Annotated in this window: 10 protein-coding genes and 1 riboswitch; of the genes, 2 read left to right on the top strand and 8 right to left on the bottom strand. The window is 71.9% G+C overall.

The window, feature by feature from the left end:
- Nucleotides 1–8: 8 nt before the first annotated feature.
- The 6 genes from KVS71_RS12855 to KVS71_RS12830 all read right to left on the bottom strand — a co-directional run bounded on the left by KVS71_RS12855 (nucleotide 9) and on the right by KVS71_RS12830 (nucleotide 7,438).
- Nucleotides 9–416 (bottom strand): NUDIX domain-containing protein, encoded by a 408-nt coding sequence (locus KVS71_RS12855; protein WP_060922847.1) that lies wholly within the window; start codon nucleotides 414–416, stop codon nucleotides 9–11.
- Nucleotides 409–1,773: an FAD-binding oxidoreductase gene (locus KVS71_RS12850; RefSeq protein ID WP_060922848.1), complete on the bottom strand. Its 1,365-nt coding sequence runs from the start codon at nucleotides 1,771–1,773 to the stop codon at nucleotides 409–411. The genes KVS71_RS12855 and KVS71_RS12850 overlap by 8 nt, the downstream gene beginning before the upstream one ends.
- Before the next feature lie 10 nt (nucleotides 1,774–1,783).
- Nucleotides 1,784–2,155 carry a YrdB family protein gene (locus tag KVS71_RS12845; protein WP_060922849.1) on the bottom strand — a complete coding sequence of 124 codons (372 nt, stop codon included), beginning with the start codon at nucleotides 2,153–2,155 and terminating at the stop codon, nucleotides 1,784–1,786.
- Nucleotides 2,156–2,164: 9 nt separating this feature from the next.
- Complete coding sequence (locus KVS71_RS12840; protein WP_217584736.1) at nucleotides 2,165–4,252, bottom strand: sigma-70 family RNA polymerase sigma factor; 2,088 nt, start codon at nucleotides 4,250–4,252, stop codon at nucleotides 2,165–2,167.
- A 505-nt stretch (nucleotides 4,253–4,757) separates the two neighbouring features.
- On the bottom strand, nucleotides 4,758–5,930 hold the full coding sequence (locus tag KVS71_RS12835; protein WP_105949392.1) for an N-acetylglucosamine-6-phosphate deacetylase: 1,173 nt from the start codon (nucleotides 5,928–5,930) through the stop codon (nucleotides 4,758–4,760).
- Entirely contained in the window at nucleotides 5,927–7,438 is a 1,512-nt protein-coding gene (locus KVS71_RS12830) for a family 20 glycosylhydrolase (protein ID WP_105949393.1), read from the bottom strand. Before KVS71_RS12830 ends, KVS71_RS12835 begins: the two co-directional genes overlap by 4 nt.
- A gap of 117 nt (nucleotides 7,439–7,555) precedes the next feature.
- A riboswitch (ZMP/ZTP riboswitch) is annotated at nucleotides 7,556–7,640 on the top strand.
- A gap of 38 nt (nucleotides 7,641–7,678) precedes the next feature.
- Here KVS71_RS12830 and glyA point away from each other — a divergent pair.
- Both glyA and KVS71_RS12820 read left to right on the top strand, forming a co-directional pair.
- On the top strand, nucleotides 7,679–8,953 hold the full coding sequence (glyA, locus tag KVS71_RS12825) for a serine hydroxymethyltransferase (RefSeq protein WP_025103803.1): 1,275 nt from the start codon (nucleotides 7,679–7,681) through the stop codon (nucleotides 8,951–8,953).
- Nucleotides 8,950–9,828: a bifunctional methylenetetrahydrofolate dehydrogenase/methenyltetrahydrofolate cyclohydrolase gene (locus tag KVS71_RS12820; protein WP_025103804.1), complete on the top strand. Its 879-nt coding sequence runs from the start codon at nucleotides 8,950–8,952 to the stop codon at nucleotides 9,826–9,828. Before glyA ends, KVS71_RS12820 begins: the two co-directional genes overlap by 4 nt.
- 80 nt (nucleotides 9,829–9,908) lie before the next feature.
- Here KVS71_RS12820 and KVS71_RS12815 read toward each other — a convergent pair whose 3' ends face one another.
- Both KVS71_RS12815 and KVS71_RS12810 read right to left on the bottom strand, forming a co-directional pair.
- Entirely contained in the window at nucleotides 9,909–10,631 is a 723-nt protein-coding gene (locus KVS71_RS12815; RefSeq protein ID WP_217584735.1) for a DUF6882 domain-containing protein, read from the bottom strand.
- Nucleotides 10,632–10,653: 22 nt separating this feature from the next.
- Complete coding sequence (locus KVS71_RS12810; protein WP_217584734.1) at nucleotides 10,654–11,898, bottom strand: MFS transporter; 1,245 nt, start codon at nucleotides 11,896–11,898, stop codon at nucleotides 10,654–10,656.
- Between the last annotated feature and the right edge of the window lie 21 nt (nucleotides 11,899–11,919).

Here is an 11,919-nt window from a genome sequence, read left to right as displayed (position 1 = left end):
CCGGGGCGCTAGCGCGCTCCGGCCGGCCACGCGAGCGGCAGCAGATGCTCGACGCTCAGCGGGGCCAGCGGGAGCGCTGCGGCGTCGTCCGGGGTGATCCAGCGCAGCTCGGCGAGCTCGGCCTGCACCTGCACCGTCGCCGGATCCACCGAGGTCGCGAAGGCATCGGCCACGACGCGGTGACCCGGTTCATTGGCGGCCGCCGACACGAAGCGGCCCAAAGGGCGCAGGTCGGACTCCGCGAGTTCGAGGCCGAGCTCCTCGTGCAGCTCGCGGATGAGGGTCTCGACGGGCGACTCGCCCGGCTCCGGCTTGCCTCCGGGCTGCATGAAGCGGGTCGTGCCGTGCTTGCGGACGACGAGGACCCGCCCTTGCGTATCGACGATCACGGCGGCGCTCACATGGATGTCAGGCATCGGGGGAGAAGACCTTTCCGGGGTTGAGGATGCCGAGCGGGTCGAAGACCGCGGCGATGTCGCGCTGGAGGCGCCACTGATCCTCGCCGAGCTCGTCGGCCAGCCAGCGCCGTTTGAGGACGCCGATGCCGTGCTCGCCGGTGAGGGTTCCGCCCAGCCGGATCGCGGCGCGGAAGAGCTCGTCGGCCGCCGCCCACACCTGCGGCGGGGTCTCCGGGCCCTCGAAGATGAAGTTCGGGTGCAGGTTGCCGTCGCCGGCATGGGCCACCGTCGGGATCACCATGTCGAACTGCCGCTCGATCCGGGCGATCTCGTCGAACATGGCCGGCATCGCGCTCCGCGGTACCGAGACGTCCTCGATGAGCGTGGTCCCGAGGGACGCCATCGCGGCGTGCATCGACCGTCGGATCGCGAGCAGACGATCGCCCTCGACGGGGTCGTGCGAGACCACGGGAACGCCCTCGTGGGCGCTCAGGATCGCGGCGATGGCGTCCGCCTCTGCGCGCGCGGCCGGACCGTCGGTCTGGATCGTCAGCTGTGCGGCGCCCGGGGTCGGCGCGGGGAGGGCGAGCAGGGCGTGGACGGCGGCGAGGCTCGCGGCATCCATGAGCTCCATGATGGCGGGCTGGATCCCCGCGGCGGTCACCGCCGCAGATCCTGCGGCCGCCGCGCGCACGCCGGGGAAGGTCGCCGTCACGGTGCAGGTCTCGCCCGGCACCAGGCGGCGCAGCTTGAGCGTGGCCCCGACGACGACGCCGAGCGTTCCCTCCGACCCCACGACGAGGGCGGTGAGGTCGAGCCCGGTGACGCCCTTCACGCTGCGGTGCCCGAGGTGCAACAGGCGCCCGTCGGCGAGGACGAGGTCGACGCCGAGGACCGCATCGCGGACGACGCCGTACTTCGCGCAGAGCAGTCCGCCGGCTCCGGTCGCGATGTTGCCGCCGACGGTGGAGATGTCACGACTGGCGGGGTCGGGCGGCCACCAGAGTCCCTGGGCCGCCAGATGCGCGTTGAGGTCGGCGTTGAGGATCCCGGGTTCGACCACGGCGAGGAGGTCGTCCGGCCGCACCTCGAGGACGGCGTCCATACGGCGGAGGGAGAGGACGATCTCTCCATCGCCGGCGTTGGCGGCCCCGGCGAGCCCGGTCCCGGCGCCGCGCACGACGACGGGGGTGCGCGTAGCCGAGGCGATGCGCATGGTCTGCTGCACGTCGTCCACGCTCTCCGCGTGGACGACGGCCAGGGGGAGACCCACCGCGGCATGGCCGGAGCGGTCGGCCGTGGCGTCATGCCTCGCCTGCTCGCTGACGTCCACGCGCGCCCCGAGGGCGTCGCGGAGCAGCGAGACGGCGCTCACGACCGTGCGCTCATGCCAGGGCGCGGCGTCCGCTGAGGACCCCGGCGACGACGGCCACCAGCGCGAAGGCCGTGCCGATGAGGGCCTGGCCCATGGACCACCAGGCGATGGTCACGCCGACGTAGATGAAGAGCTCCACGACGGCGCGGAGGAAGGGGTGCACCCGGAGCACGGGACGGGGGGAGAGGAAGAGCGCCCACAGCAGGAGGGCGACGACGGGCGCCCCCACGCCGATCACGATGTTCCACGGCAGCTCCCAGCTGGCGAACCCCCACAGGGCGAGCGAGGCGATCGCTGCGATGAGGACGACCACGCGCACGATGTCGAGGGCCGTGAGGGCCGGACGATCGACGCCGGCGACAGGGGAGGAATCCGGGGTCATGCGTCCAGTCTATTCCGCGACCGGAGCGTCCTCCGCCGGAGCCGGGGCCTCCGCGGCCGGGGCCTCCTCGGCCGGTACGGCCGGTGCAGCTTCGGCGGCCGGTGCAGCTTCGGGGGCCGGTGCGGGCTCCGTCGGCGCCGTTGCAGCAGGCTCCGGCTCAACGGTGTCCGCGGCCTCGTCGACCGGTGGCGCGTTCTCCTCGGGGGTGGTGGGCGCCGTGACCTCATCGACCGGAGGGGCCACCGGTTCGGCCTCGTCGATGACGACCGCCGTCTGCTCGACGGGAGCAGAAGCCGCCGTGCGCTCATCCGCGCCCGCGCCCTGGGGCTCCAGTGCGTAGAGCGTCGTGTCGGACGAGGGGCCCGCCTCGCCGGACGGCAGGTAGTACCGGAACGTCACCGGCACGAGGTCGGCGTTCAAGAACTGGTCCCACGAAGTGCGGAGTTCGAGGGTGCCGGTGCCAGCCTCGCCCAGGACGACGCTGTCGGCGAGTTCGCCAGCGAGAAGGGCCTGCACGATCGCACCCGGGGCGCCTTCGATCGGCACGAAGTAGTACCAGTGCAGATCGTCGCCGAACCAGACGTCGGCGGTGCTCCAGGTGGGCGGGTCCGTGGGGATCGCGGGGCCTACCGGGTCGACGGGGTCCACCGGGTCGACGGGGTCCACCGGGTCGACGGGGTCTACCGGGTCGACGGGGTCTACCGGGTCGACGGGGTCTACCGGGTCGACGGGGTCTACCGGGTCCACGGGGTCTACCGGATCCACGGGATCGACCGGGTCCACGGGAGCGACGGGCGGCAGCGTGGCCTCGGGGAGCGCGGGGACGACCACGGGGGCGGCGGGAGCCGCGTCGGGTCCGGTCTCCGAAAAGACCGGCGGAGCCGCCTCGTCCTCTGCGGGCGGAGCCGGCGGCTGCTCGACGTCCGGCGTCTCGATCACCACGGGCTCGTCGAGGTCGAGCGACGAGTCCGGCGCGATGTCGGTCGTGATCGACGACGGATCGGTGTCGGAGGCGCTGGGCAGCGAGGTCGCCGGGTTCGAACCGGTGAGGCCGGGGACGATCGCCGCAGCGGCGACCACTCCGGCCACCACGAGGGCGGCGGACCCGGCACCGACGACGGCGCCCATGCCCGTGAAGACGCCACCCGTGCTCGCGCCCGTGCCGCCGGCGGAGCCGGCTCCCGACCCGGCGGCGCCGGAGCCGGCTGCCGCGGCCTGACCGATGCCGCCGTCGCCGACGAAGACCGCACCCGGAATGGTCGACGACATCCCCGCCACTGCCAGGACCGGCGCACCGCCCTGAAGAGCTGCGAGGTACCCGGAGGCGCCGGTGGCACCGAGGACGAGCGGGAGCAGGACGAGTGCGAGGCGCTTGGAGACGTCCTTGGCCTCGGCCGCGACGATCATGCAGCGGGCGCACTCGTCGAGGTGCAGCTCCAGGCGACGGTGGTCGCGGGTCGCGAGGTTGCCGCGCGAGTAGGCACCGAGGTGCTCGATGGTCCACTGGCATTCAGAGCCGGGGCTCGCGCTGCGCAGGTGCGCCTGGATCCAGGCCTCACGCAACCCTTCACGGGCGCGGAAGGCGAGTTGCGAGACCGCGCCCGCCTTCATGCCGAGGAGCGGGGCCACCTCCTGGGGCTTCATCTGCTCGATCTCGGTGTACCAGAGCACTTCCTGCCATCGCGACGGGAGGCTGCGGAAGGCCTGCGCGGTGAGACTGCGGTCGAGGGCCTCGTTCGTGGCGTGCTCGGTGCTGTCCGGGTCGGCCACCGTGTCGAGCTCGTCGATCGCGGTCTCGCGGCGTGCGCGTCCCCACGCAGCGGCGGTGTTGCGGATGCTGGTGAAGAGGTAGGCGCGGAACGAGCCGTTGGGGCCGCCGCCCTTGAGGATCGCCTGGTAGATGCGGGTATAGGACTCCTGCACCAGGTCGTCCGGATCGATCGAGGATGTCACCGATCGGGCGACGGCCATGCCGGACGGGTAGTGCCGTCTCCAGAGTTCCCCGAACGCCCCCTTGTCGCCGGAGCGGACGCGGAGGATCAGATCGGCATCGCCGATGGTCTCGTCTGGTGTGGTGTTCTCTCGGTGCACTGTCATCCATCTGGTCCCGGGGCACACAGCCGTCCCCAGGAGGAGAGACGCGAGAAGGCGTCTTTCATTACGCGGTCAGACCATTCTCTCGCGAAATCGGCATGGTGGCCAGCCCCGGTGCGGACTCGGAGGAGATGCTCGGGAGGGCTCCGCGGTGCCCGGCGCAGACCGCCCGGAAAGTTTTCTGAACTTTTTTCAGAGAACCGCGTAATGAACCGGGCGCCCCTTCGTCTCATCCCGTAGAGACAGCCGAAATGGACTCCACCGGGGGGCGGAGTTCCGGCGCTGGTGCGGGGGGTACTGCACCAGTGGGCGGGTCGGGATCCTCGGGGGAGGAGCTCCCGGCCCCGCCCGCTCGAGCGGGAGGGAAAGGGCCGCCGATCTGGGGAGAACGGCGGCCCTCCACTCCCACCTTGCGAGACGCGCGACGCCGATCTGGGGAATCCGGCGCCGCATCTCGTCCGATCGACCGGAGACCGCAGCGCTGCGCGTCGCGCGCAGCGCTGTCCTCCTAGGCGGGCAGCGCCGGTCCCGACCAGACCCGCGCGACGCGCAGCTCCGCGTCCAGAAGCACGGCATCGCCGAGCAGGCCGGGCCGCAGCGCGCCGAGGTGCGCCTCGCGTCCGATCGCGCGGGCCGGGGTCTCCGTGAGCGCCCGCACGACCTCCGGAAGGGGGACGCCGGCCGCCACCGCCCGCTGCAGGGCGACATCCTGAGTCAGCGTGGAGCCGGCGATCGAGCCGGTGTCGTCCGCGCGGGCCACGCCGTTCTCGACGGTGACCTTCACCGCACCGAGGTCGTACTTGCCGTCGGCGCTCCCGGCCGCGGCCATGGCGTCGGTGATGAGCGCCACCCGACGCGGCGCCGCGTCGAACACGAGCTTGACGACGTGCGGATCGAGATGCACGTCGTCGGCGATGGCCTCCAGGATCACTCGATGATCGGTGGCCGCGGCAAGCACCGGACCGGGGGCGCGGTGGTGGATGCCGGGCATCGCGTTGAACGCGTGGGTCAGCAGCGAGGCGCCGGCTTCGAAGGCGGCGACGGCCATGGCGGCGTCGGCGTCGGTGTGCCCCACCGCTGCCGCGGCCCCCGCCGCGACGATCTGACGGACGGCGTCGATCCCGCCGGGGAGCTCCGGCGCGATGGTGACCTGACGGACGGTGCCTTCTCCGGCCTCCAGCAGACGGGCCACGTCGGCCGCGACGGGGTGCCGCAGCAGCGAGGGCTCATGGGCGCCGTGGTGACCGGGGTCGAGGAACGGCCCCTCCAGGTGCGAGCCGAGCACGTCCGCATCGGTCCTGGTCAGGGCGGCGATCAGGGCGACACTGCGGGCGAGGTCGTCGATCGTGCCGGTGACGAGCGAGATGACGGCCCTGGTGGTGCCGTGCTCGCGGTGCAGATCCCGTCCGGTCCGGATCGCGTCCACACCGTCGTCGTACGCCGCGCCCGCTCCGCCATGACCGTGGATGTCGACGAAGCCCGGCGTGAGCAGCGCGCCCGCGCCCGCCACCGCCGCGCCGTCCACGACCTCGGTCGCGGGCTCCCAGTCCGTTCCGGTGCCGCGGGACGCCACGACGCCGTCCTCGATGCGCACCCAGCCGTCCTCGACGATCTCCCCGCGGTCGACGAGGCGGACGGAGTGGATGACCAGGGAACCGGTCGCGGAGGAGAGGGTCTTCAACGGGCGCTCCAGGGGATATCGGGGGCGGGGTGGAAATCGACCCCCTCAGCCTTCCACAGCGGCGCGAGGGCGCCGACCCGGGCGCGGAACGACTCCCACGTGCGGCCCACGCCCTCGCGCGGCGACCAGGCGATCTCGGCCTGCGCGGCGGCACGGGGGAACACGAGCTGCTCCACCTCGTCGAGTGTGCGGGTGGTCTCGGACCACAGCGGCGCCTCGATCCCCAGGATCGCCTCGTCCGGCACGGCGAGCACGGCGGTCGGCTCCCACTCGTACGCGCGACGGACGTCGATGATCGCGGCCCAGGTGAGGCCGAGCGGGAATTCGGCGGTGTACTTCATGTCGAGGTATGTCGCATCCGCCGCCGACATGATCAGGGCTCCGCCGCGCTCGACGAAGTGCGCGGCCTCCTCGGCATGCGTGCCCGTCGGCGTCGTCATGCCCCAGTACTGGCCGATCGTGCCGCGGGCGATGCCGGCTGCCGACCCCATCTCGTGCCACGCGACCGGGGTCTTGCCCTCCTCGACGACGATCGCCGTCGCGCGCTCCGCGAAGAGGTCGAAGTCGGCCTGGGGCGTGCCGAGGGACTCGTCGCCCCCGATGTGGATGTAGGGCCCCGGGGTCATCTCGGCGAGCTCGCGGACGACGTCGCGGACGAACCGGTACGTCTCCTCCTCGTGGATGCGCACGCTGGAGTGCCCGACGCCCCAGCCCAGGTAGGGCTCTCCGGCCACGGGGAGCGGCTGGCCGAGCTGCTCGGACTGGGTGACCAGCGCGTCGTTCAGGACCGGGGCCTCGACCAACTCCGGGTAAGCCACGCCGATCGCGTGGGTGTGGCCGGGAAGGTCGACCTCAGGGATCACGATCATGTGGCGTGCGGCCGCGTACGCCACGATCTCGCGGTAGTCGTCCTTGGTGTAGAAGCCGCCGGGGGCGCCGTCGGCCGCGGTGGCGGCGGCCCGCTCGGTGAGCAGCGGCCACGAGTCGATGTGCACGCGCCAGCCCTGGTCGTCGGTGAGGTGCAGGTGCAGGTGGTTGAACTTCAGCGCGCTCGTGCTGTCGATGAACCGCTTCACGTCCTCGACGCCGAAGAAGTGCCGCGCCACGTCGAGCATCACGCCGCGGCGGGCGAAGCGCGGGGCGTCCGCGATGTCGGCGCGGAGCAGCGCCCAGCCCGCGTCGTCTTCCCGAAGCAGCTGCAGCAGCGTCTGGACCCCGTAGAAGAGCCCCGCCTCGTCGGCGCCGATGAGGATGGCGCGGTCGCCGACCTCGAGCGTGTAGCCCTCCGGCGCGGACGACGCCGCGTCGACGAAGAGCTCGATCTCGGCGGGGCCGGAGTCCACCTCGGTGAGGCGGAGGCCGGTGCGGCGTTCGACGGCGTCGATCAGCTGTCCGGCGGCGGGGGAGGAGCCGAGCACGCGCGTCGTCGCGGCGAGCGGCAGACGTCCCTCCCTGGCCTTCGCGGACACCGGAGCGGGAACGAGGGGCAGATCAAGAGGTAGGACCATGAACAAAACCTAGCCGTCGGATCGCCGCAAGGGAACAGGGGGATCGAAACGATTCTGCGGACGGCGGGCACGGTGCCCGAAACGGCCGCGTGCGCGGGGTCGCGCATCGGCTATGCTCGTAACCGTCGCGACTGGCGTCTGGGTGGACAACCACCGGGGAGCGACTGACCACGGAATTCGACCGCGCGCCTGGGCCGATAGGAACACCCTTTTCGAATCCGTCGTCAAAAGGAGCACGTCATGACCGACCGTTACTTCAACGCCCCGCTTTCCGAGGTCGACCCGGAGATCGCCGAGGTCCTCGATCGCGAGCTGAAGCGTCAGCAGACCTTCCTCGAGATGATCGCCTCGGAGAACTTCGTCCCCGTCTCGGTCCTGCAGTCGCAGGGCTCGGTGCTCACCAACAAGTACGCCGAGGGCTACCCCGGCCGCCGCTACTACGGCGGCTGCGAGGAGGTCGACGTCGCGGAGGAGCTCGCGATCTCCCGCGCCAAGAGCCTGTTCGGCGCGGAGTTCGCGAACGTCCAGCCGCACTCCGGTGCGTCCGCGAACGCCGCTGTGCTGCACGCGATCGCCCGCCCCGGCGACACCCTGCTCGGCCTCTCGCTCGACCAGGGCGGCCACCTCACGCACGGCATGAAGATCAACTTCTCCGGGCGCCTGTACGACATCGTGGCCTACGGGGTCGACGCCGAGACCTCGACGATCGACATGGACGAGGTCCGCCGCCTCGCGATCGAGCACAAGCCCAAGGTCATCATCGCCGGGTGGTCCGCCTACCCGCGCACGATGGACTTCGCCGCCTTCCGCGCCATCGCCGACGAGGTGGGCGCGATCCTCTGGGTCGACATGGCGCACTTCGCCGGCCTCGTCGCCGCCGGCCTGCACCCCAACCCGGTGCCGCACGCGCACGTCGTGTCCTCCACGGTGCACAAGACCATCGGCGGCCCCCGCTCGGGCTTCATCCTCACCAACGACGCCGACCTCGCCAAGAAGATCAACACCGCGGTCTTCCCCGGTCAGCAGGGCGGTCCGCTCATGCACGTGATCGCGGCGAAGGCGACCGCGTTCAAGCTCGCCGGCACGCCGGAGTTCAAGGAGCGCCAGGAGCGCGTGCTGCGCGGGGCGAAGCTCATCGCCGAGCGCCTGTCGCAGCAGGACGTGAAGGACGCCGGCATCGCCGTGCGCTCGGGCGGGACGGACGTGCACCTCGTGCTCGTCGACCTCCGCGACGCCGAGATCGACGGCAAGCAGGCGGAGGACCTCCTGCACGACATCCACATCACCGTGAACCGCAACGCCGTGCCGAACGACCCGCGTCCGCCGATGGTGACCTCGGGTCTCCGCATCGGCACGCCGGCGCTCGCGACCCGCGGCTTCGGCGACGCCGAGTTCACCGAGGTGGCCGACATCATCGCCCTCGCGCTGCTCCCGGGTGCCGACATCGAGGCGCTCCGCGCTCGCGTGGACGCGCTCGCCGCGGCCTTCCCGCTCTACCCGGACCTGCAGCAGTGACCGCGGTCGTCCTCGACGGCAAGGCGGCGGCGGCCGAGATCCGTGCCGAGCTGACGGAGCGGGTCGCCGCGCTGAAGGAGAAGGGCGTCACCCCCGGCATCGCCACGGTGCTGGTGGGAGCCGACCCCGCCTCGCAGCTCTACGTGGGCATGAAGCACCGGCAGTCGGAGGCGATCGGGATGAACTCGATCCAGCGCGAGCTGCCGGCTGATGCCACCCAGGCCGACGTCGAGGCGCTGATCGACGAGCTCAACGCCGATCCCGCCTGCCACGGGTACATCGTGCAGCTGCCGCTGCCGAAGCACCTCGACACCGACGCGATCCTGGAGCGGATCGATCCGGCGAAGGACGCGGACGGGCTGCACCCGACCAACCTCGGGCGTCTCGTCCTCAACGTCAACGCGCCGATCCACACGCCGCTGCCGTGCACCCCGCGCGGTGTCATCGAGCTGCTGCTGCGCAACGACTACGACCTCAAGGGCAAGCACGTCGTGGTCGTCGGTCGCGGTGTCACGATCGGGCGCTCGATCGGGCTGCTGCTGACCCGTCGCGACCTCAACGCCACGGTCACGCTGACGCACACCGGCACGGTCGACATGCCGCGCTACCTGCGAGAGGCCGATGTGATCGTCGCGGCCGCGGGGGTCAAGCACCTCATCCGCGCCGAGGACGTCAAGCCCGGAGCCGCGGTGCTGGATGTGGGCGTCACCCGCGAGACTGATCCGGAGACCGGCAAGAACCTCGTGTTCGGTGACGTCGCTCCCGAGGTCGCCGAGGTCGCCGGGTACCTGTCGCCGAATCCGGGAGGGGTGGGGCCGATGACGGTCGCCCTGCTCATGACCAACGTCGTCGAGGCGGCCGAGCGGACGGTGTGACCTCCGCACCACGTCGCAGATTCACACGAACGCCGCAGGGATCCCCGGGATCCCTGCGGCGTTCGTGCGATTCTGCGGACTCAGCCCTGGCCGTGCAGCGAGCTCTCCACGCCGCTGATCCGGGCCTGCTCGTCGAAGCGGATCGTCGCGGTGCCCGAGGCGTCGGTCACCGTGGCGCCGGAGAAGGACTCGTCCGTCCAGGCGAGGGTCCACCCGGCGAGACGAGCGAGGTCCCAGACCGCCGTGCGGGCGTCGGGAAGGGGCGTCTGCGCGAGGGTGCGGGGGAGGGCCACCACCGTGTCGGCGACCGTGAGCGGGGCGAGCGGGGCGTCGAGCAGGAACACCGCGCGGGTGCCGCCGTCGACGGGGGCCGAGTAGTACGGGGAGCGTCCGGTGAGCTCCACCGCCACGCCGCCGATCGTGTGCGCCGCGCGGGCGATCCACTCCGCGTCGCCCGGGGCATCGGCCGGGAACGGGACCTCCGGGGCGGTGAGCTCGGCGATCCCGTGCTGCTCGCCGTACGCGCGGAGCTGCGCCGCGACGCCCTGGGGGTCGCCCTGGGGGTGCGCCCACGCCCACAGCAGCGAGCGCGGGCCCGGGGCGATCGTGGCGATGAGGTGCGCGCGCGTCACGAGCTGCCGGGTCGGGTCGTCGTTCGCGGTGAAGGTCAGGGTCCCCGCCGCGAGGTCGGCGTCCCACCGGTGCTCGCCGAGAGCATCGGCGGCCGCGGAGAGGGCGTCCTGGCGGAGCGCGGTGAAGAGGGCGGCACGGTCGGCGAGGGGCTGCAGCGGGGGGAAGGTCATGCCCACAGTCTCGCCGGGATTGCTATGAATCCGCCACTCCCGCGCGCTCCGGGACGGCCGCCGCGGGCCGCCCCATCCGCCACACCGAGGGGACGAGCAGGGTGATCAGGGCGATCGCCGCATAGAGGACCGCGGAGGTGGTGAGCACGGTGGCCGGCTCCGCGTGCGTGACGAGCCAGCCGTACACGAGCGTGCCGATGGGCATCACGACGAAGCTGCCGAGCATGTCGTAGCTCGCGACCCGCGAGAGCTTCTCCCCGGGGATGTTCTCCATCATCGCGAGGTTCCAGCCGGTCGCGAAGACCTCGGCCCCGGCCCCGGCGACGAACGCGGCCATCGCGAGCAGGACCACGGCCGGGTGCACGCCGAGGAGGGTGAGCGGCAGGGCGAACGCCGCCATCCCGATCATCCCGTAGCGCAGAGGCCGGCGGAGCGGGAACCACATCAGCAGCAGGGTCATCACGAGGACCCCTGCACCCTCTGCGCTCACGACCCACCCCCAGCCGGAGATGCCGAGGCGATCGTCGTTCTTCGCGATGTACGGGCCGACGACGCCCCAGGCGCCGACGTGGATCGCGTTCATGATCATGAAGGCGAGCACGATGGTCCACAGCCAGGAGCGGCTCCAGAACTCGTGCCATCCCACCCGGAGGTCGTGGAACATCGTGGTGCCGCCGGAGGCCGCGGGGGGCGGGAGCTTCACGAGCGCGAGGACCGGGATCGCGAGCAGCCAGCCCGCCGCCTGCACGACCATGGCCCACGCGGGTCCCGCGGTGGCCACCAGGACCCCGGCGATGACCGGGCCGCCGATCGTGACGGCCGAGCGGACGAACGACAGCATCGCGTTCGCCTGCTGGAGGTGCGCGGGGGTGGTCAGCTGCGGGATGATGCCCTGCATCGCGGGGAGCACGAACGCGGACGAGGCGCCGTTGATCGCGGAGAGCACGGCGAGGAGCGGGACCGTGGCCGTGCCGGTGAACAGGAGAGCGGCCATGGCTCCGACCGACAGGATGTCCACGACGTAGCACGACTGGATGATGAGGGCGCGGGGGAGGCGGTCGGCGACGACGCCCCCGAACAGGACGAACACGATGTTGCTGATCGTGAAGGCGGCCAGTACGACCGAGAGCGACCGGGCGTCGTTGTCGATCTCGAGCACCGCGAAGGCCAGGGCGATGGCCGACATCGAGCCCGTGACGAGCGTCAGGGCGCGCGCGAGGAAGAACCACCGGAAGTTGCGGTCCTGCATCGCCGCCAGTCTGTGCACCGGCTCATCCTTCCCGGCCGC

The organism is Microbacterium sp. GbtcB4 (assembly GCF_019091465.1).
Classification (GTDB): domain Bacteria; phylum Actinomycetota; class Actinomycetes; order Actinomycetales; family Microbacteriaceae; genus Microbacterium; species Microbacterium paraoxydans.
Note: the sequence above shows the minus strand (reverse complement) of the source record. Positions and strands in the feature narration are given on the sequence as shown.